Source organism: Candidatus Pelagibacter communis, assembly GCF_001179845.1.
GTDB classification, from domain to species: Bacteria; Pseudomonadota; Alphaproteobacteria; order Pelagibacterales; family Pelagibacteraceae; genus Pelagibacter; species Pelagibacter ubique_Q.
The window spans coordinates 15153-38978 of sequence record NZ_CVSB01000049.1 but is presented as its reverse complement, the minus strand read 5'-3'; the positions used below and the strand labels follow the sequence as shown (position 1 = coordinate 38978).

30 protein-coding genes are annotated in these 23826 nt (G+C 28.5%); 16 read left to right on the top strand and 14 right to left on the bottom strand.

Going from position 1 to position 23826, the window contains the following annotated elements:
- Position 1: 1 nt before the first annotated feature.
- A complete protein-coding gene (locus AMN81_RS05145) occupies positions 2 to 454 on the top strand; it encodes a hypothetical protein (protein WP_072090998.1) in 453 nt (150 codons plus the stop codon).
- Positions 451 to 1443: a DNA polymerase III subunit delta gene (gene holA / locus AMN81_RS05140; protein ID WP_072090997.1), complete on the top strand. Its 993-nt coding sequence runs from the start codon at positions 451 to 453 to the stop codon at positions 1441 to 1443. The genes AMN81_RS05145 and holA overlap by 4 nt, the downstream gene beginning before the upstream one ends.
- Here the strand turns inward: holA and AMN81_RS05135 are convergent.
- The 10 genes from AMN81_RS05135 to hemE form a co-directional block, all read right to left on the bottom strand.
- Positions 1433 to 2275: a ParB/RepB/Spo0J family partition protein gene (locus AMN81_RS05135; protein ID WP_072090996.1), complete on the bottom strand. Its 843-nt coding sequence runs from the start codon at positions 2273 to 2275 to the stop codon at positions 1433 to 1435. The genes holA and AMN81_RS05135 overlap by 11 nt on opposite strands.
- Entirely contained in the window at positions 2275 to 3069 is a 795-nt protein-coding gene (locus tag AMN81_RS05130; protein ID WP_072090995.1) for a ParA family protein, read from the bottom strand. Before AMN81_RS05130 ends, AMN81_RS05135 begins: the two co-directional genes overlap by 1 nt.
- The gene (locus AMN81_RS05125) at positions 3070 to 3735 is read right to left on the bottom strand and encodes a 16S rRNA (guanine(527)-N(7))-methyltransferase RsmG (RefSeq protein ID WP_072090994.1); all 666 of its coding nucleotides are present in this window, start codon (positions 3733 to 3735) and stop codon (positions 3070 to 3072) included.
- Positions 3735 to 5606 carry a tRNA uridine-5-carboxymethylaminomethyl(34) synthesis enzyme MnmG gene (mnmG, locus tag AMN81_RS05120; protein WP_072090993.1) on the bottom strand — a complete coding sequence of 624 codons (1872 nt, stop codon included), beginning with the start codon at positions 5604 to 5606 and terminating at the stop codon, positions 3735 to 3737. Before mnmG ends, AMN81_RS05125 begins: the two co-directional genes overlap by 1 nt.
- A gap of 118 nt (positions 5607 to 5724) precedes the next feature.
- Complete coding sequence (gene mnmE, locus AMN81_RS05115) at positions 5725 to 7056, bottom strand: tRNA uridine-5-carboxymethylaminomethyl(34) synthesis GTPase MnmE (protein ID WP_072090992.1); 1332 nt, start codon at positions 7054 to 7056, stop codon at positions 5725 to 5727.
- A 21-nt stretch (positions 7057 to 7077) separates the two neighbouring features.
- The gene (locus tag AMN81_RS05110; protein WP_072090991.1) at positions 7078 to 8643 is read right to left on the bottom strand and encodes a tetratricopeptide repeat-containing sulfotransferase family protein; all 1566 of its coding nucleotides are present in this window, start codon (positions 8641 to 8643) and stop codon (positions 7078 to 7080) included.
- Positions 8644 to 8675: 32 nt separating this feature from the next.
- Positions 8676 to 9944: a transcription termination factor Rho gene (gene rho, locus AMN81_RS05105; RefSeq protein WP_023854529.1), complete on the bottom strand. Its 1269-nt coding sequence runs from the start codon at positions 9942 to 9944 to the stop codon at positions 8676 to 8678.
- A gap of 66 nt (positions 9945 to 10010) precedes the next feature.
- Complete coding sequence (hemJ, locus tag AMN81_RS05100; protein WP_072090990.1) at positions 10011 to 10445, bottom strand: protoporphyrinogen oxidase HemJ; 435 nt, start codon at positions 10443 to 10445, stop codon at positions 10011 to 10013.
- A gap of 3 nt (positions 10446 to 10448) precedes the next feature.
- Entirely contained in the window at positions 10449 to 11444 is a 996-nt protein-coding gene (gene hemH / locus AMN81_RS05095) for a ferrochelatase (RefSeq protein ID WP_072090989.1), read from the bottom strand.
- Positions 11441 to 12445 (bottom strand): uroporphyrinogen decarboxylase, encoded by a 1005-nt coding sequence (hemE, locus tag AMN81_RS05090; protein WP_072090988.1) that lies wholly within the window; start codon positions 12443 to 12445, stop codon positions 11441 to 11443. The genes hemH and hemE overlap by 4 nt, the downstream gene beginning before the upstream one ends.
- Positions 12446 to 12712: 267 nt before the next feature.
- Here hemE and AMN81_RS05085 point away from each other — a divergent pair, with 267 nt between their 5' ends.
- The 5 genes from AMN81_RS05085 to dnaQ are packed head-to-tail and all read left to right on the top strand — an operon-like array spanning position 12713 to position 16133.
- The gene (locus AMN81_RS05085; RefSeq protein WP_072090987.1) at positions 12713 to 13540 is read left to right on the top strand and encodes a pyruvate, water dikinase regulatory protein; all 828 of its coding nucleotides are present in this window, start codon (positions 12713 to 12715) and stop codon (positions 13538 to 13540) included.
- Entirely contained in the window at positions 13530 to 14114 is a 585-nt protein-coding gene (locus AMN81_RS05080; protein ID WP_072090986.1) for a Maf family protein, read from the top strand. The genes AMN81_RS05085 and AMN81_RS05080 overlap by 11 nt, the downstream gene beginning before the upstream one ends.
- Positions 14114 to 14908, top strand: a complete 795-nt coding sequence (gene aroE, locus AMN81_RS05075) for a shikimate dehydrogenase (RefSeq protein ID WP_072090985.1) — start codon at positions 14114 to 14116, stop codon at positions 14906 to 14908. Before AMN81_RS05080 ends, aroE begins: the two co-directional genes overlap by 1 nt.
- Entirely contained in the window at positions 14901 to 15470 is a 570-nt protein-coding gene (gene coaE / locus AMN81_RS05070) for a dephospho-CoA kinase (RefSeq protein ID WP_072090984.1), read from the top strand. The genes aroE and coaE overlap by 8 nt, the downstream gene beginning before the upstream one ends.
- Positions 15471 to 16133, top strand: coding sequence for a DNA polymerase III subunit epsilon (dnaQ, locus tag AMN81_RS05065; protein WP_072090983.1), 663 nt, complete (start codon positions 15471 to 15473; stop codon positions 16131 to 16133).
- Here the strand turns inward: dnaQ and AMN81_RS05060 are convergent.
- Together AMN81_RS05060 and AMN81_RS05055 are read right to left on the bottom strand one after the other, a co-directional pair.
- Positions 16130 to 16552 (bottom strand): protein-export chaperone SecB, encoded by a 423-nt coding sequence (locus AMN81_RS05060; RefSeq protein WP_080986916.1) that lies wholly within the window; start codon positions 16550 to 16552, stop codon positions 16130 to 16132. The genes dnaQ and AMN81_RS05060 overlap by 4 nt on opposite strands.
- Positions 16536 to 16961 (bottom strand): FxsA family protein, encoded by a 426-nt coding sequence (locus AMN81_RS05055; protein WP_072090981.1) that lies wholly within the window; start codon positions 16959 to 16961, stop codon positions 16536 to 16538. Before AMN81_RS05055 ends, AMN81_RS05060 begins: the two co-directional genes overlap by 17 nt.
- A gap of 100 nt (positions 16962 to 17061) precedes the next feature.
- Between AMN81_RS05055 and AMN81_RS05050 the strand changes: the two genes are divergently transcribed.
- Entirely contained in the window at positions 17062 to 17616 is a 555-nt protein-coding gene (locus tag AMN81_RS05050) for a Tim44/TimA family putative adaptor protein (protein WP_256998232.1), read from the top strand.
- Positions 17617 to 18039, top strand: a complete 423-nt coding sequence (locus tag AMN81_RS05045) for a Smr/MutS family protein (RefSeq protein ID WP_072090979.1) — start codon at positions 17617 to 17619, stop codon at positions 18037 to 18039.
- On the opposite strand, the gene hslU is transcribed toward AMN81_RS05045, so the two are convergent.
- Together hslU and hslV are read right to left on the bottom strand one after the other, a co-directional pair.
- Positions 18029 to 19402, bottom strand: a complete 1374-nt coding sequence (gene hslU / locus AMN81_RS05040) for an ATP-dependent protease ATPase subunit HslU (protein ID WP_080986915.1) — start codon at positions 19400 to 19402, stop codon at positions 18029 to 18031. The genes AMN81_RS05045 and hslU overlap by 11 nt on opposite strands.
- Positions 19402 to 19917 (bottom strand): ATP-dependent protease subunit HslV, encoded by a 516-nt coding sequence (hslV, locus tag AMN81_RS05035; RefSeq protein ID WP_072090978.1) that lies wholly within the window; start codon positions 19915 to 19917, stop codon positions 19402 to 19404. Before hslV ends, hslU begins: the two co-directional genes overlap by 1 nt.
- An 89-nt stretch (positions 19918 to 20006) precedes the next feature.
- Between hslV and hisB the strand changes: the two genes are divergently transcribed.
- From hisB to AMN81_RS05000, 7 genes are read left to right on the top strand one after another with little or no spacing between them, the layout of a single operon-like run.
- Positions 20007 to 20597: an imidazoleglycerol-phosphate dehydratase HisB gene (gene hisB, locus AMN81_RS05030; protein ID WP_072090977.1), complete on the top strand. Its 591-nt coding sequence runs from the start codon at positions 20007 to 20009 to the stop codon at positions 20595 to 20597.
- A gap of 5 nt (positions 20598 to 20602) precedes the next feature.
- Positions 20603 to 21229: an imidazole glycerol phosphate synthase subunit HisH gene (hisH, locus tag AMN81_RS05025; RefSeq protein WP_072090976.1), complete on the top strand. Its 627-nt coding sequence runs from the start codon at positions 20603 to 20605 to the stop codon at positions 21227 to 21229.
- Positions 21230 to 21955, top strand: coding sequence for a 1-(5-phosphoribosyl)-5-[(5-phosphoribosylamino)methylideneamino]imidazole-4-carboxamide isomerase (gene hisA, locus AMN81_RS05020; protein WP_072090975.1), 726 nt, complete (start codon positions 21230 to 21232; stop codon positions 21953 to 21955).
- Positions 21948 to 22703, top strand: a complete 756-nt coding sequence (gene hisF, locus AMN81_RS05015) for an imidazole glycerol phosphate synthase subunit HisF (protein WP_072090974.1) — start codon at positions 21948 to 21950, stop codon at positions 22701 to 22703. Before hisA ends, hisF begins: the two co-directional genes overlap by 8 nt.
- Before the next feature lies 1 nt (position 22704).
- Complete coding sequence (gene hisE, locus AMN81_RS05010; protein ID WP_072090973.1) at positions 22705 to 22977, top strand: phosphoribosyl-ATP diphosphatase; 273 nt, start codon at positions 22705 to 22707, stop codon at positions 22975 to 22977.
- Positions 22974 to 23339: an HIT domain-containing protein gene (locus tag AMN81_RS05005; RefSeq protein WP_072090972.1), complete on the top strand. Its 366-nt coding sequence runs from the start codon at positions 22974 to 22976 to the stop codon at positions 23337 to 23339. Before hisE ends, AMN81_RS05005 begins: the two co-directional genes overlap by 4 nt.
- Entirely contained in the window at positions 23336 to 23764 is a 429-nt protein-coding gene (locus tag AMN81_RS05000) for a GNAT family N-acetyltransferase (RefSeq protein WP_256998231.1), read from the top strand. The genes AMN81_RS05005 and AMN81_RS05000 overlap by 4 nt, the downstream gene beginning before the upstream one ends.
- The last annotated feature ends 62 nt before the right edge of the window (positions 23765 to 23826 follow it).

Below are 23826 nucleotides of genomic sequence, written 5' to 3'. Positions count from 1 at the left end.
TATGAAAAAATATTATTTATTTATTATTTTACTATTGTTTACTCAATGTGATTATAAACCGATTTATTCAAAAAATAATCAGAATTTTGGAATTAAAATTATAGAATTTAATGAAAATAGATCAAATAAGATTTTAGCTACTAGACTTGAGAATTATTCATATGAAAAAAATAATATTTTTTTATATGAATTAAAATTATTAACGTCTGAAAAAAAATTAATACTATCAAAAGACACTAAAGGCGATCCTTTGCTTTTAGGTTTAAAAATTAATCTGAAAATTGAAGTTTATGAGAAAGATAAACTAATTACGAAAAAAGAATACAACGAACAATTTAATTACCAAAACTTGAGTAAAAAATTTGAATTAAACAGCTACGAAAGTGAAATTAGATCAAACATTTATAATAAAATGATATCAAAAATTTTAATTGATTTAACAAATCTAAAATGATTTTTAAATCTTTTGAAATAAATAAAATTAATAAAAAAATAAATCAACTAATATTGTTTTATGGAAAAAATGAGGGTTTAAAAAATGAAGCTCTTAGTATTTTGATTAAAGATAAAAACGATGTTCAAAATTATGAAGAAAAGGAAGTTTTGGACAATGAAAATAATTTTATTGAAAATATTTTAACCAAATCTCTTTTTGAAAAAGAAAAATTTATTGTTATTAAAAGAACTACAGACAAAATTTTAAAGGTAATCGAAACGTTACTTTTAAAAAACCTTGAAAACACAACAATTATTTTAAACTCAGATAATTTAGAAAAAAGATCAAAATTAAGATCTTTTTTCGAAAAAGACAAAAAATTAGTTTGTATCCCCTTTTATCCTGACAACGATCAAACATTATCTAAATTAGCTTATAACTTTTTAAATAATAAAAAGATTTCACTTTCTCCTTCAAATGTAAACTTGATAGTTAGCAAATGCAGTGGAGACAGAGAAGCTCTTATCAATGAGCTTCAAAAGATAGAATATTTTGGCAAGAATGGAAAAAAAATTAATAGTGAAAACATATCAAAGCTGATCAATTTAAATGAAAACCACAGTATATCTGAACTTATTGATAATTGTCTTGCTCAAAACAAAAAAAAGATAATAAGCATCTTAAATGAAAATAATTTTAGTAATGAAGATTGCATTATGATTATTAGATCTTTTATTATAAAAGCCAAAAAGTTGTTGGTACTGTCAAAAACCTATGAAACTAACAAAAATATAGATTTAACCATCTCATCAGCAAAACCACCAATTTTTTGGAAAGAAAAAGAAATTACAAAACAACAAATTCAAAAATGGAAACCAAATAATATCAAAGATCTGATCTACGCATTAAGTGAAGCTGAATTACAAATTAAAAAAAATATTAACAATTCAATAAATTTAATTACAGATTTTATTTTACTTCAATCTTCTTCAACAACTAGTAATTAGACTTAATTATATCTATAATTTTATTTAGTTGATCTAAGTCTTTATATTCAAAAGAAATTTTTCCTTTATTTCTCTTACTGTTGTTTATTTCTACGTTTAATCCTATTTTATTTGATACTGATAGTTCAAGAGCAATAATATTAGCATCTTTTGTGATCTTTGACTTTTGTCTTTTATTTTTAAATAATTGTACAAATTTTTCTGCTTGCCTTACTGAAAGTTTATTTTCTATTATTTTATTTGCTACAAAGCTAGCATTGTCGAGACCTACTAAAATCTTAGCATGTCCTGTAGATAACTTATGGGACTCTATTAGTTTTATAACATCATCTGGCAAGGTAAGTATTCTTAAAGAATTAGTTATATAACTTCTACTTTTACCAATAAACTTTGAGACCTTTTCTTGATCATATGAAAATTCATCTATCAATCTTTTATAACCTTGGGCTTCTTCTAATGGATTTAAATCATGTCTTTGAACGTTTTCAACTATTGCAAATTCTAAAGATTTTAAATCATCTGCCTCAGTGATCACCACAGGAATATTGTGAATGCCTGCTCTCTGTGCAGCAAGCCATCTTCTCTCGCCTGCTATAATTTCAAATTTTAAATTTTCATTATATGATTTTCTAACTATGATCGGTTGTATCATTCCTCTTTCTTTAATTGAATTTGTTAGGTCCTCTAAATGTTTCTCATCAAAATTTTTTCTTGGTTGGTACTTGTTTGGTATTAAGTCACTAACAGGTAGCTGATTTGTTTTGGCTTCAACTTTAGTCTCACCAATCAGGGATGACAAACCTCTACCTAAACCCTTTTTAATTTTATCCATTATGCAGCGCTTCCGATTGTTGTCTCTTGATTAATAAATTCATCTGTAAAGCTAAAATACGACTTACTACCAGGACATGATTTATCATAAATTAATACTGGCATTCCATGTGAAGGTGCTTCTGATAATCTAACATTCCTTGGTATTACCGTTGTATAAACTTTTTCATTAAAATAATCTCTGGCTTCTTTTTCGACTTGTGAAGAAAGCTTATTTCTCTTGTCATACATAGTCAAAAGGATCCCTCTAATTTTTAAATCAGGATTTAAACTTACTTTTATCCTCTCAATCGTTTTCATTAATTGGGTTAATCCCTCAAGTGCAAAGAATTCTGTTTGCAAAGGAACCAAAAGTGAGTTGGAACATACAAGCGCCATAACTGTCAGAAGACTTAAGGATGGTGGACAATCAATTAGCACATAATCATATGATCCACTAGAATTGTTTAAATAAGCGCTTAATTTAGCCTTTAATATAAAGGCTCTATTACTATCATCAGCTGTTTCAACTTCAAGTCCAGATAAATCTACATTGGAAGTGATTATATCTAAATTTTCAAACTCTGTTTTCTTGATTATCTGATTAATCTCTCTGGTTCCATTCAGTACCCCATAAATTGTGTCGCTTGAATTATCTATGTTTGATAATCCAAGACCTGTTGTGGCATTTCCTTGGGGATCCAAATCAATAACTAAAATTTTTTTATTAAGTTGAGTCAATCCAGCTGCTAAATTTATAACGGTTGTTGTTTTTCCTACCCCACCCTTTTGATTTATTACTGAAATAATTTGCATTTAATTTTTCTTATATCTTTTTTTATTTTTCTTAGTAATTTTTTTTATATTTAATAAAAATGAATCCTCATTCGTTAAACTTTTTTTTTCTATGTATTCTAAATCCCAATCGTTTCTAGATTTTTCAAATATTTTTTTTCCACTCTTTCCCATAAAAAAAATTAAATTTTTATATTTTGAAAAATTTTCATAGACTAAATCTAAAACTACTGGCATTGGCTTGAAAGCTCTTGACATTATAGTACCTGTTTCTAAATTTTTTATTTCAAAAATATTTTTTTGAAAAATTTTTGTATTTAAATTTAGTTTTTCTGAAACCTCCTTTAAAAAACGGCTTTTATGGTAGCTTTTTTCATAAAGGTGCACACTCATACTATTTTTCATGTTTTTAAGTATAATTGCCACTACAATTCCTGGCATACCGGCTCCTGATCCTAAATCTGTGGTTGTATTACAATTAAAGTCAACAAAATCAATGATTTGTGCTGAATCAATTATATGACGCTCAATTATAGATTTTTTTGACGATGTTTTTTGGCTGATTATGTTAATTTTTTTATTTTTTTCATTAATCATGGATATATAGTTTTCAAAGTCCAAAAATGTTTCACGTGAAACATTTAAGCCATTGAGTTTAGAGTATGAATTTAAAATTTCTTGATCCATTAAGCTATATGCTTAATAGACTTTCTTTTAACGTGTGACAACAAAATATATACAGCAGCTGGAGTAATTCCATCAATTCTCAGCGCTTGTCCCATTGTTTTTGGTTTAATTTCCTTAAATTTAGCTTTTACTTCATTTGATAAACCTGAAAGGCTATCATAATTAATTTTATCCGGTATTATGAGGTTTTCATCTCTTTTAAAGGCCAAAATATCAGCTTTTTGTTTTTTTAAATAACCCCTATAATGTGCATTAATTTCAACTTGTTCATCGATTTCTTTGCTAAAATAAGGTATATCAGGCCACATTTCCCTGATTTTGCTCATATCTACCCCTTTTTGAGTTAATATTTCTTTAGAAGATCTTAAAATTCCATCTTTTGCTATTTTTACCCCAAATTTCTCAGCTTTATTTGGTGATATAGTGGATTGATCCATTTTTAGATTTATTTGACTAATTTTATTGAATTTATCTAAATATAGATTTTTTCTAACATCGCCAATTAGTCCTATCTCTATTCCTTTTGCAGTTAATCTTTGATCCGCATTATCAGATCTAAGACTTAATCGATATTCTGCTCTTGATGTAAACATACGATATGGTTCGGCCACACCTTTGGTCACTAAATCATCTATCATCACTCCTATGTAAGCATCAGATCTATCAAGAATAAAAGGTTCTGACTTTTTAAAAGATAGAGCAGCATTTATCCCGGCAATAAGGCCTTGAGCTGCTGCTTCTTCATATCCAGTTGTTCCATTAATCTGCCCAGCAAGATAAAGGTTGCTAATCTTCTTAGTTTCAAGTGTTAAAAACAGTTCTCTTGGATCTATATAGTCATATTCTATGGCATATCCCGGCCTTATAATAGATACATTCTCTAAACCATTGATATTATTACATATTTCATGTTGAACTTCAACGGGAAGTGATGTTGAGATACCATTTGGGTAAATTGTATGGTCATTGAGTCCTTCTGGCTCTAAAAATATCTGATGTCTACCCTTATCAGCAAATTTTACTATTTTGTCTTCTATCGATGGACAGTATCTTGGTCCAACACCTTGTATGCTGCCTGAGTACATGGCACTCTTAGATAAATTTTTTTTGATAATTTGATGAACCTTGTCATTAGTATAAGTCATACGACATGAAACTTGTTTGTTAATATTTTTTTTTGTTAGGAAAGAAAAAAAATAAGGATCATCATCTGCAAACTGTTCTTCTAAATTTTCATAATTAATTGTTCTTGAATCAAGTCGAGGAGGGGTTCCTGTTTTTAATCTTCCTATTTTAAAATTATATTTTTCTAATTGTTCACTTAATCCTGTTGAAGGTTTTTCATCATATCTTCCTGCAGGTGTTCGTTCATCACCTATATGTATCAAACCATTTAAAAAAGTGCCCGTTGTTAGTATTAGCTTAGAACATAAAACTTTTTTACCTGCTTTAGTTAAAAAGCCATTTATTGTATTTTTATCAAAAATAAACTTTATAACTGGATCTGAAAAAATCTTTAAATTACAGTAGTTTGCAAGTTTTTGTTGCATATATTTACGATATAATGATCTATCAGATTGAGTTCTTGGCCCTCTTACTGCTGGACCTCTACTTCGATTTAATAATCTAAATTGTATACCCGATTTATCTGCAACCTCACCCATAACACCATCAAGGGCATCTATCTCTCTTACTAAATGTCCTTTACCCAAACCACCAATTGCTGGGTTACAAGACATCTCTCCAATAGTTTCTTTCTTATGAGTGAATAGGGCAGTGTTAACTCCTAATCGTGCAGAAGCTGCAGCTGCTTCACAACCAGCATGGCCACCACCTATTACTACAACATCAAATGATAAATCATTTTTCATATGCTAAATTTATAACTGATTATTATATTTACAAGGCGCGTAAAATTTTGCTTAAATAAGCTTTAATTATCAACGTTTTTCAGTAAAAAAGGGCTTAAAATCAAGGAAAAAAAGGCTATTATTTACCTATACAAAAATCGTTGAAAATACTACCTAATATCTCCTCAACATCTACTTTTCCAACAATCATACCAAGATGTCTAGTAGCTAATCTTAAATCTTCTGCAGCTTTATCAAAATCCTCAACTTCATTTTTTTTATTAAAATTTTTTAGATGCTCTAAGCATTGTTCAAGATGTTGTCTGTGACGTTCTCTGGTAATTAAAATATCATCACTGGTTATAAATTTATTTTTTAAATTATTTTTTATTTTTAAAATTAACTCATCAATGTTTAAATTATCTTTAATTGAAATTAATACATGATTTAATTTTTTAATCTCATGATCAATATCTCCCTTCAAAAGATCTGATTTATTTATTACTAAAATTGCATTTTGGTCCAACAATCCCTTCAAAACATCAGTAAAATCGAGGTTTTTGGCATCAACAACTACCAGCTTCAGATCAGCTTCTTCTGCTCTATTTAAAGATAACTTTATACCTTTCTTTTCAATTTCATTTTTAGAATCTCTAATCCCAGCAGTGTCAGAAACAATTACTGGATAACCATCAATATTAAGATGGGTTTCAATTACATCTCTTGTTGTTCCTGCAATTTCTGAAACTATTGCAACATCTCTATTTGATAAATGATTCAGAAGACTGGACTTACCTGCATTGGTTGGTCCAAGAATTGCAATCTTGAATCCTTCTCTAATTCTTTCTCCAACTTTTTGATCATCTAAAATTTTTTCAATATTTATTAAAACTTCATCAGAACTTTTTTTGATTTCTTTTAAAATATCATCAGGTAAATCCTCATCTGGAAAATCTATCTTGGCTTCAACGTGCGATAAAATTTTTAAAAGTTTTTCTCTTAGAAAATTAAATTGATCAGCAGATTTTCCATTCATAATTTTAATTGCTTGCTGTCTTTGAATTTCAGTTTCAGAAGAAATTAAATCTGCAATGCTTTCTGCTTTAAGTAAGTTTATTTTTCCATTTTGAAATGCAAGTTTAGTAAACTCACCAGGTTCCGCTAGACGACAATTTTCAATATCTGAAATAGAAGTGTGAAGAGCATCGACAACTGCTTTGCTTCCATGTACTTGTATTTCAGCCATATCTTCTCCTGTATAGCTCTCAGGCCCAGGAAACCACAGTATTATGCCTTCATCAATCAGTTCAGAAGTATTGATTTTATTGATTTTTCTAAGAGTTGCCACTCTCGGCTCGGGAATATCTTTTCCTGTTAATAGCTTAATAACTTTTTTTGTATTATCTCCTGAAATTCTTATAACCGCTATGCCAGAAATACCTGGCCCAGTTGATAGCGCAAAAATTGTCATCAACTCATTATACTTGCTTTTTTACTTCTTGGTATCAAGAATGTGGAACATTTCAGTTAAATATTTTGAAAATCCTTCATTTGAATTAACTGATGATTTATAAATTGGTTTACTTGCTTGATTAACACTTACTGTTGAAATTGGAGTTTTTTTGGTTTTATAGAAATTTAGACAGTTTGGATCCCATGTTAAATTGCAAAAAGAAAAAATTTTTTTTAATTCGTCTTCAGGAAACTCAACAAGACGTTCATAATTAACATCTAAAATACTATCTTTAAATTTATTTTTCCAAAAATCCATCAAATCTAAATAAGAATTATAATAATTAGCTATATTTGTTTGGTCAAAAGACCATAACATATCGTTAGATGGAAAATAATTTTTATATATAGAAAGACAATTATCCCTTGGATTTCTATAGGAATGAATAATTTTACTATTTGGAAAAAAAATTTTTATAAAACCCATCCAAAGAAAATTCTGTGGAGCTTTATCTGTAACAATATTCGTTTTAAATTTATGATATTTTAATATTTCAATATATTCTTCTGCTATAATGTTTCTTTCTAAAGAAGCTTCTTCAATTAATTTTTGTTTATTAAATTTAAAATCTTGTAGAAAATTTTTTGCTACTACATCTCGCAAATAACTTAATTCACCTGCTCCACTAACTTCTTCATGGGATGCTATCATTTGTTCAATTAAAGTTGAGCCTGATCTAGGCATTCCACATATAAAAATTATCTTGTTTTGGAGTTTTTTTTTTTTAATTTTTTCAAAATCAAAATCATGAAATAATTTAATAATACTTTTAATAAGTTTTTCGTGTGCATATTGATTATAATTTATCTCTTTATTTTTAATTAAATTTCCTTTTTGAAGATAATTAAAAGACTTTTCATAATCTTGATTATCCTCGTATGCTTTTCCCAATGAAAAATATATGTCTTTTTTTTCCTCTGATGAAAAATTTTTAAAATCATCGCTCTTCTCTATTTCAATTATTTTTGGAAAATAGGATTTATCAGATCTGTGGTTTATAATTCCACAAATAAATCTATGAGCTGCTGTGTGGTTTGGTTGTAAATTAAGTATTTTAAGTGCACAATCTTTAGCCTGATCTAATTCTCCTAAACTTTGATAACATTCAGCAAGATTAAAAAGAATGTTTAAATTTTTTTCCTCGATTTCTAATGCTTTCAATAATAATTTTTTTGCCGTCTCATAATCTCGAAGAGTTTGTTTTAAGTTCGAAAAATTATTTAAACACTTAATATTGTTAGGGTCTTTTCTTAATACCTTTTCATATATCTCTTCGGCTCTATTAAAGTAATTTAATGATTTATAAGAGTTTGCTAAATTGTTCATTGCAGCTAGATTTTCTGGATCATGGTTCAAAGCGATATTAAAACTTTCTACTGATTTTTTTATTTGGTTATTGCCCTGATAGGCCATACCACAGAGGTTATAAAGATAAGAAACATTTGGATAAAGTTTAATTAATTTATGAGAGTTTATTATTGCCTGTGTAAATTTTTTTGCACACATCAAATTATGAATAATTGCTATTTTTTCTTTTATATCCATAAATTTAAAAACTATTTTTTTAAAATAGTTTTTTAAGATGGTTTATTCATAGAATTAAAAAACTCAGAATTATTTTTAGTGTCTTTTAATTTTGAACTAATAAACTCAATTGCATCCATAGTTCCCATTGGAGCAATTATTCTTCTTAATACATTCATTTTTTGTAGGTCGTTTTTATCAAATAATAATTCTTCTCTTCTGGTTCCAGATTTTGTTATATCGATTGCTGGATAAATTCTTTTATCAGCAATTTTTCTATCTAGAACTGTTTCACTATTACCTGTTCCTTTAAACTCCTCAAAAATAACTTCATCCATTCTACTACCGGTGTCAATTAGTGCAGTTGAAATAATAGTTAATGAACCGCCTTCTTCAATATTTCTTGCAGCCCCAAAAAATCTTTTTGGTCTTTGAAGTGCATTTGCATCCACACCTCCAGTTAAAACTTTACCAGAACTTGGGATAACAGCGTTATAAGCTCTTCCTAATCTTGTGATTGAATCTAATAAAATGACAACATCCTTTTTGTTTTCTGTTAATCTCTTAGCTTTTTCAATTACCATTTCAGCTACAGCAACATGCCTTTGGGCAGGTTCATCAAAAGTTGAACTTATAACTTCACCTTTTACAGATCTTTGCATATCCGTTACTTCCTCAGGTCTTTCATCAATAAGCAGTACAATCAAATAGCACTCTGGATAATTCTTTGCAATTGAGTTTGCAATACTTTGCAAAATCATCGTCTTACCAGCTTTAGGCGGTGATATAATTATTGATCTTTGACCTTTGCCAATAGGACTTACCAAATCAATTAATCTTGGAGTTAGATCTGGTTTTTTTTCAATTTTTGTAGTTTCTATTTCCATCACCAATTGCTTATCTGGGTATAATGGGGTTAAGTTTTCAAATGCAATTTTGTGTCTTGATTTTTCTGGCTCTTCAAAATTAATCTTACTTACCTGGAGTAAAGCAAAATATCTTTCACCTTCTTTGGGTGCTCTAACGGGACCCTCAACTGTATCTCCTGTTCTTAAACCAAACTTTCTGATCTGACTTGGACTAACGTAAATATCATCTGGTCCTGGTAGGTAATTTGACTCCATTGCTCTTAAAAAACCAAAGCCATCTTGTAATAGCTGCAATACACCTACACCAGTAATTTCTTCTTTTTCTGCAACCTTCTTTAAAATTGCAAAAAGTATTTCCTGTTTTCTTAGTGTGCTAGCATTTTCAATGCCAAGCTCTTCTGCTTGCGTAATAAGTTGTTCAGATGATTTTAGTTTAAGTTCTTGAATATTCATGATTATTCTTTCGATAAGGACTTATCAGATGGATTTAATATATATACTAATGTTATTATTTCAACCCTAGATTGGCTTAAAAATGGCTAAAAACACAATAATAATTAAGATAACCGTTGGTATTTCATTAATTATTCTGAAAAATTTTGCAGATCTTGTGTTTGTAGAATTTTTTAGAGCAACAAGACATTTCCCTAAGTAATCATTGTAAGCTGATAACAAAATTATTAGCACAATTTTTATCTGAAACCATAATTGAGAAATAATATCTATTCCATTGAGATAAATTAATACTAACCCAAAAACCCAACTAAAAATCATTGCAGGACGCATAATGTAGTTAAACAACCTTCTTTCCATAACTTCAAAAATATCTGTTGCTTCTTTTTTCTCTTTATTTTCAACGTGGTAAACAAAAATTCTAGGAAGATACAAAAGACCAGCCATCCAAGAAATGACTGCAATCAAATGCAAAGATTTAAATAATAAATACAAGTTCATATATCAAATATTTCTTTCGATTAAGGATTTTAATAAAAGGATATGATCATTATTATCATTTAAGCAAGGAACCATATCAAAATTTTCTCCTCCAGCAGTAATAAAGCTCTCTTTGCCCTGAATTAAAATTTCCTCCAACGTTTCAACGCAGTCAGATGAAAAGCCTGGGCAAATTGTAAGAACATTTTTGACTCCTTCTTTGGGTAAGTTATCTAGAGTCTTATCAGTATATGGTTGAAGCCATTCTTGTGGACCAAATCTTGACTGAAATGTAGTTTTAATTTCAATTGAAGTAAATTTTTCTGAAATAAGTCTTGTCGTTTTATGACAATAACAATGGTAAGGATCACCTTTGTCAAAATATTTTTTTGGTATGCCATGATAAGAGGCTATAATAAGATCTGGCTTCCAATTTATTTCGTTAAGTTTTCTGTTAATAGAATTAACAAGTGCATCAATATAAAAAGGATCAGATTCGTAGTGTGGTATTATTTTTAAAGAGGGTTGCCATCTCATTTTCATTAAAGTTCTATAAACTTCATCACAGACCGTTGCTGTTGTGGCAGCAGCATACTGTGGATAAAGAGGAAGAATAACTAAATTTTCGCAGCCCATTTCATGTAATTTATGAATCTTGCTTTTAATACTAGGGTTTCCATATCTCATTGCAAAATCTATAATGATATTTTTTTTAGAAATTGAGTTTGAAATTTTCTCACTTTGCATTTTTGTATAATAGAGGAGCGGGGACATATTTTTGTCTTTCATCCATATTTCTTTATAAGCTTTGGCTGTTTTGGAGGGCCTAAAATTTAAAATAAAAACATTTAAAATTGTTTGCCAAATCACAGGATTTACCTCAATAACCCTTCTATCAGAAAGAAACTCTCTTAAATATTTTCTTACATCAAACCAACTAGTAGAGTCGGGTGTTCCTAAATTAACTATCAGAACGCCTGTTTTGCCAAACTTTACAAGAGGATGGTTTTTTTCCATCATTTGAAATTTTTTACAACTTTAATTAAATTTTCTAACATTTCTGGATTAGTCTCAGGTAAAATACCGTGCCCAAGATTAAATATATATGGATGATCTCTAAAGATTTCCAAATATTTAGAGACTTCCTTTTTCAAAGTTTCTTTGTCTGTTAATAAAATTTTAGGGTCTAAACCACCTTGAATAGGTATTTTTATATCCTTAAGTATATTTTTTGGATCAACATTATAATCGATACTAACGGCATCTGGTTTAACTATTTCACAAAATTCTTTATAATTTTTTACTTCTCTAGGGAAACATATAACTGGTACTTTTAAAGATTTTACATAATTTACCAAATTTAAAGTAGGAGAATAAACATAATTTGGTAAATCTTTTTCATCTAATAAACCCGCCCAACTATCAAAGATTTGAATTATATTTGCTCCATTATCAATTTGATTCTTTATATGAACCTTTAAAAATTTTTCTATGATTAATAAAATTCTGTTTATTAAAAACTCATCTTTAAAAAAATCTTTTTTCAGGTTTTTTTTAGGTGACTGTTGATTAATCATATAAACTAATAATGTCCAAGGAGCACCAACAAATCCAATAGTATTTTTATTGTTTAAAGATGGATTTGAACTAACATTTTTTATTGCCTTATACACACGATGAATTTTCTTTACAAAATCAATTTCATCAATTTTAGCAATTTCGTTTAAATTTAATTCTCCTAACTTAGGCCCAAAATTTTTTTCAAATTCTACTTTCTGGCCCAACCCATATGGAAGCATTAAAATATCTGAAAATATTATAGCAGCATCTAAATTAAATCTCTTTAAGGGTTGTAAAGTTATTTTTGACGATAATTCGTCGTTTAAGCATAAATTGATAAAATTCGGATTTTTTTTTCTAATTTCTCTAAATTCGGGAAGATATCTTCCTGCTTGTCTCATAATCCAAATAGGATTAAATGAAGTGTCTTTGTTGATAATTATTTTATGCAAAGGTTTCATAAATAAATATTATAAATTATAGTAGTTGTAATATATCCTGTGAATAAAGGTGATTATTTTTTGTAAACATTATTTTCACAGTTTACTAACATCTTTATTAACTAAAATTGTTTAAAATGAAGCTTTTTTGGTTCTTTTAATTTTTGTGGATTGTTTTAGCCTATTTATTATTATTGTTAATAAAAATCAGGTTTTACTAGCATAATTAAAGAAATTTAAAATTGTATAAATTAATAAAAATAATACAAATTTATTAACAATTTATTCATGAGTAATACATATCAAATATATTTAATTTCAGATTCAACTGGTGAAACTTTAGACAGGATTTTTTTAGCTCTTAAAGCTCAATTTTTAAATATAAAATATAAAGTTCATTCTTATTCTTTTACAAGAACAGAAAATCAAATTTTAAAAATTTTAGTTGATGCAGAAAAGAACACAAACGCAATAATTTTATATACTATTGTGGATAATAATTTAGCCAAGTATTTGGCTAATGTTAGTGAAGATAAAAATATTCCATGCTTTGGAGTACTCGGAAATTTAATTTTAAATTTTTCAAAAATTCTTAATCAAAAAGCAACCCATGAGCCAAGTGGTCAGCATATTTTAAATGAAGAGTACTATGAAAGGATTGAAGCAATTCAGTTTACCATGAATCACGATGATGGAAATTTAATAAATGAAGCACATAAATCGGATATAATTCTTGTGGGAGTTAGTAGAACAAGTAAAACACCTACATCTATCTATTTAGCCAACAAAGGGTATAAAACGACGAACATTCCTTTAGTGAATGAAAATTCATTACCAGAAGCTCTAAAAAAAAATCCTAATATGACCTGTGTGGTTGGCTTAAGTACCGAACCTGAAAGATTAGTTGACTTAAGAAAAAACAGAATGAACACGCTGAGAGAAACTGAAAACATAAAATATACAGACTTAGAAAACATTAGGAAAGAAGTTATAAATGCAAAAAAAACTTTTCAAAAATATAAATGGCCATTCATAGATGTAACAAGAAAATCTGTAGAAGAGACAGCAGCCTCTATAATTAAAATTCACGAAATATATTCAAACAATGTTAAATAAAATTATACTTGCATCTAAAAGCAAGGTCAGAAAAGAAATTTTAGACAAACACAATATTAAAAACGACGTTGTTCCATCAAATGTTGATGAAGATGTTGTTAAAATTAGTTTATTAAAAGAACGAGCAAGTCCTGAGATTATATCAAAAAATTTAGCAGAATTAAAAGCAAACAAAGTTAGTTTAAAAAAAGTTGATCAAATAGTACTGGGCGCTGATAGCGTTATTGATTTGGAAGGTGAATTAATTTCTAAACCAGAGAACAGGGAAGAAGCCATGACTATATTGAAAAAACTAAATGGTAAAACTCATCATTTAATTAGTTCTGTCTGTATATCAAAAAATGGAACTATGATTTGGAATTATACTGACAAGGCGGAGTTAACCATGAAAAATCTTTCTAACGAAGAGTTAAAAACCTATTTGTCTCAAATATCAGATGAAAAACTTTACGCATATAATGTTTACCAAATAGAGGGAGATGGTAGAAATTTGTTTGACAGTATAAAAGGTGATGAAAACACTATTATGGGACTTCCGGTTGCAAAAATAAAGGAGTATATAAGCTCTTTGTAATGAAAAAATATTTCGTTATAGGCAATCCAATTAATCATTCACTGTCACCAAAACTTCAAAACCGGTGGTTAAAAGAAAATAATATTGATGCAAAGTATGACAAAATTAAACTAGAGGACCATGAAATTAAAAATTTCATCCAAGATATTAAGGAACAAAAAATAGCTGGCTGCAATGTAACTGTGCCTTTCAAAAAAAAAGTTATTCCCTTTTTAGATAAATTAAGTCATGAGGCAGAACAGACTCAATCAGTAAACACAATTACTTTTGATAATGGTGATTTAATTGGACATAATACAGACATTAGTGGTTTTGATACCGCGATTAAAAAGTTAAACTTTAAAATAAAAGGCAAGAAGGTTTTAATATTAGGGGCCGGCGGTGTAGTCCCTTCAATAATTTTTGCATTAAAAAATATGGGTGTTCAAGAGATAATAATCAGCAATAGGACTAGGGAGAGGGCAGAAACATTGAAAGTTTTATTTAATAATCTCAAAATTTTAGAATGGGGAGATTTAACGGATTTTCATATGATAATAAATGCCACAAGTCTTGGTTTGAATAATGAAAAAATAAATTTAGATTTTCCAAGTTTAGGACACGATAAATTGTTTTATGACGTAATTTATAATCCTCAAGAAACTCCTTTTTTAAAGGTAGGGAAACAATTAGGATACAAGACAGAGAATGGAAAAACTATGTTTGTTTACCAAGCTTTAGAGGCATTTAAATTATGGCACAAAAAAAAACCAAAAGTTAATACCGACATATTTAAGCTTTTAGATAATGATTAGGATTGGAATTTTAGGAGAGATAGGATCTGGAAAAAGTTTTGTTGCAAAAGTTTTTGGTCATCCAGTTTTCAATGCAGATTACGAAGTATCAAAACTTTACAAAAAAGATAAAAAAATTTTCATTAAATTAAATAAAAAATTACCAAAGTATATTTCTAAATTTCCAATAGATAAAAATGAGATTACAGTAGCAATACTAAGTAATAAAAATAATTTAAAAAAAATAATTACTATTGTTCACAAAGAGATTAAAAAAAAAATGAAATTATTTCTTAAGAAAAATAAAAGCAAGAAAATTGTAATATTGGATATACCTCTATTATTAGAAAATAAAATTAATATTAAAAAAGACATATTAATTTTCGTTGATTCAAAAAAAAAAGATATTGAAAAAAGACTGATTAAAAGAAAAAATTTTGATCAAAAATTGTTTAATAAATTTAAAAAAATACAGCTTTCATCTTCTTATAAAAAGAAGAAATCTCATTTCGTTATTAAAAATGATTTTAAAAAACAATCTGTTAAAAATGAAATTAAAAATATTTTAAAAAAAATTTTATAAATGAGAGAAATAGTTTTAGATACTGAGACAACAGGGATATCTGTAAAAGATGGTCACAGAATAGTTGAAATAGGCTGTATTGAGCTTGAAAATCTAATACCAACAAAAAATAAATTTCATTGTTATTTAAATCCAGAAAGAAAGGTTTCAGAACAAGCTTTTAAAATTCATGGTTATAGTGATGAATTTTTATCTAAACAAAAAAAATTCCATGAAATAGTCGATGAGTTTTTGGAATTTATTAAGGATAAAAGGCTTATAATTCATAATGCTGAGTTTGACTTAACACATTTAAATAATGAGCTTAAATTACTTGGATTAGAAAAAGTTGATAACAATGTAATTGATACATTAGTTTTAGCTAGAGATAGATTTCCAGGATCTCAAATTAGTCTAGATGCTCTATGTAAAAGATTTAGAATAGATAATTCAAGAAGAGTAACACATACAGCATTAATTGATTGTGATTTGCTTGCCAAGGTTTATATTAATTTAATAGATCAAAAAGAGCCATCTTTAAATTTTAAAGAAATAAATAATCAATACGAAAAAAAAGATAATGCTATTTTGAATTACTATAAAAAAATAGTTAAACCATCAGAGACAGAAGAAAAAAATCATAAAGAATATTTAAAGAACAATTTGAAAAAAAATTATTTTTAATTGAATCTTTGATTGTATAGTTTTTCAAAATCAACTTTTTTTTCAAATTTAATACCCGGATATCCTGAGTTATGAAGGAGATCTAGTAAAGATTTTTCTAGATCAGAATAAATCTCAATTTGAACATCACATAATATAATTTTTTCTAATTCTTTTTTTTCTTTTATACTATCATTCACTTTAATTATTGTTGCATATATTATTTCAAAATATGATTTTTTTTCGTTTCCTTCTTTATCTTCAAATTTAAGTTTTGTATTTATTTCAACCATTTGATTTTTTAAAGCTTTTGAAGTGATATCAATTCCAAGTTGGTATTTTGAGATGTTATCTTTAACAAATAAATATGTTTCTGTGTTTGGAGTTTCACTAGATAGGTCTTTTATAAATTTAGCTAAAATCTTATAATTTTCTGTCATTGTCATCTTCTATATCTTCAAAGTCTCCATCAATATAATCTTTTTTTATATTTTCTTTTTTACTAAATTTTTTTGATAAATTTTTAAAAATTAGCTTTCTGCTAGGAGGAAAAATTAATGAAAAACCCACAATGTCAGTTACAAACCCCGGAACTATCAAAAGAAGAGCAGCAAAGGCTATGGCTGCACCTGATAAAATTTCAAAAGCAGGCGCTTCATTTTTACTTAACTGAATAAATCCTGATTTTATTGTATTTAAACCCTCGTATTTTGCGTAATAAACACCAATAATTGCTGTGGAAAAAATAAGTAATATAGTAGTAATCGCACCAATTTGTGAACCAATTTTAATAAGAACATAAATTTCAATTATTGGTATTAAAATTATTGATACTAAAATTGTGTTCATTTGTCCTTAATCTAAATTGCTGGTTGAAATTAATCAACATAGTAATTACAATCTAGTCATGAATTATAGTTTCGAATATATCGACATTATTTTATTGGCGATGATTGCAGGATTTATTTTTTTAAGACTTCGGGGCATTCTTGGAAAAAGAACAGGTTTTGAGGGAAAATCACCAGCTCAATTTAAAGAGGTTTTAAAAAATATTAAAGTGGATCAAGCGGTGAAACCAAAAGAGAAGTTTGATGATGAAGCTCAAAAAGAATTTTTAAAAGGTGCAAAAATTGCTTATGAAACAATTATTACTGATTTCAGTGATAATGATAATAAGATTACAAATGCAAAATCTCTGTTAAATAAAGATATATATAATCAATTTGATGATGCACTGAAAGAAAGAGCAAAGAGAGGTCATTTTGCAGAAATAACATTTATTGGAGTTAATAAAGCTGAGATTAAAGAGCATAAAAAAATTGGAAATATTTTAAACGTAACAGTAGACTTTATAGCTGAGGTGATTACTTGCATAAGAGATAAAGATAAAAAAATTGTTTCTGGAGATCCTGAAAAGATTAAAAAAATTTATGATACTTGGATTTTTTCGCGAGATACCACGTCATCAAATCCAAATTGGCAGCTAGTTAATATATTAACATAATTGAACGATAATATTTCAGACAAAGATAAAAAAGACTGGAACAAATTTATAAATAGCACAGAAAAATTACCAGATAAAGATTTTAAGAATATAGAAAAAAAAAATAACAAAACTAGATCAATAGATCTACATGGATTTACTTTAGATGAAGCTAATAAAACTATAGAAAATTTTATAAATAAAGCTTTTTCAGAAAATATAAATAAATTAATTATCGTTACAGGAAAAGGACTTCACTCAGAAAATGAAAAAGACCCTTACGTGTCGAAAGATCTTGGTATTTTAAAATATTCTGTTCCAGAATTTATTTCAAATAATGCAAGTTTAATGAGCATGATAAATGAAATAACAGATGCAAAAATTGAGGACGGAGGCACCGGAGCTTTTTATATTTATCTGAAAAAAAATAAACTTATAAAATAAATTTCGATAGATCTGTATCTTTTACCAAAGTATCTAAATTTTTATTAATGTATTGTTTGTCAATAATAATTTTTTCACCTGCTCGGTCTGTTGCAGTGAAGCTAATTTCATCCAATATTTTCTCAATTATAGTATGCAGTCTTCTAGCTCCAATATTTTCAACACTAGTATTTACTTCCGAAGCAATATTGGCAATAGCATCTATACCATCATCAGAAAATTCAAGATCAACATTTTCAGTTTTTAAAAGAGCCACATATTGTTTTATTAAACTGAAATCAGGCTCTCTTAAAATTCTTTTAAAATCTTCACTAGTTAAAGCTTCTAGCTCGACCCTAATAGGCAATCTCCCTTGCAATTCAGGAAGCAAATCAGATGGTTTTGCTAGCTGAAATGCACCAGATGCTATAAACAAAATATGATCTGTTTTTATTGGACCATGTTTTGTGTTTACAGTAGTTCCTTCAATTAGAGGCAACAAATCTCTTTGTACACCTTCTCTTGAAACATCTCCTCCAACTCTATCTGTTCTTGCTGAAATTTTATCTATTTCATCTAAGAAAACGATACCATTGTTTTCAGTTGAAAGTTTTGCTGCCTTAACAATTTTATCTTCTTCAATTAATTTATCAGACTCATCATTTATTAAAATTTCATGAGATTCTTTTACTGTCATTTTTTTCTTTTTTTCTTTATTGCCCATTGATTTTCCAATCATTTCACCAATGTTAATCATTCCAACGTTAGCTCCGGGCATTCCAGGTATTTCAAAAGAAGCACCACTCGAACCATTATTACTAACAGCTATTTCAATTTCGTTATCATCTAAATCACCATTTCTAAGTCTTTTTCTAAAACTTTCTCTTGTTGCTAAACTTGCTTTTTTGCCAACCAATGCGTCTAGAACCTTTTCTTCTGCAGATTTTTGAGCTTGCGCATAAACTTCTTTTCTTTTTTTTACTTTTTCCATTGATATTGCAATTTCAATTAAGTCTCTTACAATTTGTTCTACATCTCTTCCAACGTAACCAACTTCAGTAAATCTTGTTGCTTCAACTTTTACAAAAGGAGCTTCCGCTAACTTTGATAATCTTCTTGAAATTTCAGTTTTTCCAACACCAGTTGGCCCAATCATTAAAATATTTTTTGGTAAAACTTCATTTTTCATTTCACCTTTAAGAGCTTGACGTCTCCATCTGTTTCTCAGAGCAACAGCAACGGCTCTTTTGGCTTTATTTTGTCCAACAACAAATCTATCTAATTCAGATACAATTTCTCTTGGAGATAAAGAACTAACCAAAGAGGCATCTTCTTTTTGGTTTTTATCTTTTGGGTGTAGCTGTGTTACGTTTGAATTATCCATTATATTTTTTCAATTTTAACATTATCGTTTGTAAATACACATATATCAGCTGCTACTTTAATCGCTTTTTTAGCAACTTCCTCTGCAGACATATTACCTTCCATTAAAACTTTTCCTGCAGCAAGTGCATAATTACCACCTGAACCTATTCCAATAACATCTCCTTCAGGCTCAAGGACATCACCAGTCCCAGAAATAATATAGCTGTTGTTTTTATCACCGACAGCCATTAGCGCTTCTAATCTTCTTAAATATTTATCTGTTCTCCAATCTTTCGCTAACTCCACAGCAGCTCTTGATAAGTTGCCTGCATGTTTTTCTAACTTTCCCTCTAATCTTTCAAATAAAGTTAACGCATCTGCAGTGGATCCAGCAAATCCAGCAACCACATCTCTTTTTTCAATTTTTCTGACTTTTGAGGCTGTGCTTTTAACAACAGTATTTCCCATACTTACTTGTCCATCGCCAGCAACTACTACTTCATTATTTTTTCTAACTAGTACGATTGTTGTCATAATTAATAAATGGTAACTATTTTTGATACTTCAAGTGTTTAGACTAATATTGATATAGTGGAATTATGTATGTATACCATTAAAAATATATGGCTAGAAAAGGAAAAGTATCTCGAAAAACTAAAGAAACTAGTATTAATGTTGAAGTAAATATTGACGGCAAGGGTAAGTACCAAATTGACACTGGTATAGGTTTCCTAGATCACATGCTTGAGCAGTTATCAAAGCATTCATTGATTGATTTAAAAGTTAAAGCTAAAGGAGATACACACATTGATCTTCACCACACAACAGAAGATACTGGAATTGCTATTGGAGAGGCTCTAAAAAAAGCTGCTAAAAAATTTGTAGGGATAAAAAGATATGCTCATATAGTTATCCCAATGGATGAAACATTAACAAGGGTTGCCATAGATGTTTCAAACAGACCTTATTTGATTTGGAAGGTAAAATTGAAAGTTGAAAAACTTGGAGAAATGGATACTGAATTATTTAAAGAATGGTTCCAAGCTTTCTCCCAATCCGCTGGAATTACAATGCATGTTGAAAATATTTATGGTGATAATAGCCATCACATAATTGAGTCTTGTTATAAAGCATTAGCAAGATCATTAAGAGCTGCATTAGAGATGGATCCAAGAAATAAGAAAAGCATTCCATCCACTAAAGGCTCATTATAAGTTTAATGAACGTCACAATTGTTGATTATAATTCTGGCAATATAAGCTCGGTAATAAACTCCTTTAAGGAAGTTGCTAAAGATAAAGTAAATATCGAAGTAACATCAGATTTAAACAAGATTAAATCATCAGATAAAGTAGTTTTACCGGGGCAGGGCTCGTTTAAAAGTTGTGTTGATGCACTAAATGATATCAATGGTTTAGTTGATACATTAAATGACTTTGCGACAAGTAATAAAAAGCCTCTTCTTGGAATTTGTGTTGGATTACAAATGTTTGCAGACATTGGATATGAGGAAACAGAAACCAAAGGCCTTGGTTGGATTTCAGGAAAAGTATCAAAAATAGATAATAAAAACGGAAAGTACAAACTTCCTCACATTGGTTGGAATCAAATTAACATCGTTAAAGATAGTAAAATTTTTAAAGATATAGAAAACAATTCTCACATGTATTTTGTACATAGTTACGAATTTATTCCTGAGGATAAAAGTTTAATTTCTGCAACAACAGATTATTCATCAAATATTGTTTGCTGTGTTGAAAAAGAAAATATTTTTGGAACTCAATTTCACCCTGAGAAAAGCGATAAAATTGGACTGAAAATAATTGATAATTTTATAAATTTGTAAATGAAAATATTCCCAGCCATAGATATTAAAGATAAAAAATGTGTGAGGTTAGTTAAAGGAAACTTCGATAATAAAACCGAATATGAAATATCCCCAATTGAACAAGCAGGTAAATACAAAGATCATGGTTTTAAAAACTTACATGTTGTTGATTTAGATGGGGCTTTAACTGGCGAAACAGTGAATTTAGATATTGTTCAAGAAATAGTAACTAAATTTGATCTTAAAATTGAAATAGGTGGAGGAGTTAGAAATTTTGAAAGTATACAGAAGTATACCGATGCCGGTGTAGAGAAAGTTATTTTAGGAAGTGCTGCTATAAAAGATAAAAATTTTTTAAAAGAAGCTTGTGAAAAATTTCCAAATAAAATTGCCTTAGGGTTAGATGCTAAAGATGGCTATTTATCTGTTTATGGTTGGAAAGAAAATTCAAATCAATTAACTTTAGATTACTTAAAAGAAGTGAATGATTATGGAGCAAGTAGACTTATTTATACTGATATTAATAGAGATGGAATGAAGCAAAGTCCTAATTTTGAAGAGACAGCAAAGATTGCTAATACATCCAATTGCCCAGTAATTATATCAGGAGGTGTTTCTTCAATTGATGACATTAAAAAAGCGAAGGAATTTAAAAATAAGAACATCGAAGGTATCATAGTAGGGAAAGCTATCTATGATGGGAATATTAAATTAGACGAATTAGTGAAGGAATTAGATGCTTAAAAATAGAATAATACCTTGTTTAGATGTGAAAAATGGCCGTGTAGTTAAAGGGATTAATTTTGTTGATCTAAAAGATGCGGGTGATCCTGTTGAACAAGCTAAAATTTATTCAGACGGTGGAGCAGATGAAATTTGTTTTTTAGATATTACTGCATCAAATGAAAATAGAGATACTATTTACGATGTAGTAGGGAAAACGTCGAAGAAATGTTTTGTTCCTCTGACATTTGGAGGTGGTGTTAGAAGTGTTGATGACATCAACAAACTACTGAACTGTGGTGCAGACAAAGTATCAATCAATACTGCTGCAGTTCAAAATCCGGAAGTAGTTGAAGAAAGTTCAAAAAAATTTGGGTCACAATGTATTGTGGTTGCGATAGATGCTAAAAAAAAAGGTGAAAAATGGGAAATATTTACTCATGGAGGAAGAAACAATACTGGAATTGATGCTATAGAATTTGCAAAAAAAATGGAAGATAGTGGGGCAGGCGAGCTTCTAGTTACTTCTATGGATCGGGATGGTACCCAAGTTGGTTATGATATAGAGCTTATGTCTAAGATATCTTCTATGGTAAATATTCCAGTTATTGCTTCAGGCGGAGTAGGAAATTTAGATCATTTAGTAGATGGAATCAAATTAGGAAATGCAAGCGCAGTTTTAGCAGCATCAATATTTCACTATGGCAAACATTCTGTAAAAGAAGCTAAGGAGTATTTGGATTCAAAAGGAATTCCTGTTAGAATTTAATATGCTTAACACATTAGAAAACTTAATTAAACTTGCACGAGAGAGAAAATCTTCGCCTGTTGAAGGTTCGTATACTAATAAGTTGCTTACAGATAAATCATTAAGTAAAGCAAAAGTTTTAGAAGAAGTTGATGAATTAATTGAAGCTGTAGAAAAAAATTCTAATAAAATCCATGAAGCTGCAGATGTATTTTACCACTTGTTAATATATTTAGAGGCTAATGATGTAAAAATTGAAGAGGTAATGTCAGAGTTAGAAAAAAGAAAAAAATGAGTTACGACGACAATAACATTTTTGCAAAAATTTTACGTGGAGAGATCCCTTGTAATAAAATTTATGAGGACGATTTTGTTTTATCATTTCATGACATTAATCCTCAAAAAAAAATTCATGCACTAGTAATTCCTAAAGGAAAATATAATGACTTAGATGATTTTTGTTTAAAAGCCTCTTCTGAGGAAATGGTTGGTTTGATAAAAGGGATTAATATAGTTGCTAAAAAGCTTGGTATTTCAACAGAAGTAGGCAAAGGCTATAGAGCTTTAACAAATATTAGTGATCACGGTGGTCAAGAAGTGCCTCATTTACATTTTCATTTATTTGGAGGAGAACGAGTTGGGAAAATGGTCGAGTGACAGAAGAAGTTAAAAGAAATTACTTAGAAATTAATTCACTTCAAGATCTAATCGAGGGAAATAAACCATCTGAAGATTATTCTTTAAGTTTAATAAATCCAATTAATTTTCAATTAAATAAATTTTTTTACAAAAACATTGGTAAAAAACATAAGTGGGTAGATAGACTTACTTGGTCAGAAGAAAAATGGATTAATTATGTTTCTTCTAAAAATGTTAATTCATATGTTTTTAAACATAAAGATGATTTAGTAGGTTTTTTTGAATTAATTTTTCATCCAGAAAATAATGAAACAGAAATTGCATATTTTGGAATTTTAGAAGAATATCAAAATAAAAAATTAGGATCTTTTTATTGTCAGAAGCTATTAAAAAATCTTTTGCAAATAATACCAAACGAGTTTGGGTGCATACATGTTCTTTAGATCACAAAAATGCTTTAAGTAATTATATTTCAAGAGGCATGAAAATATTTAAAAGTGAAATA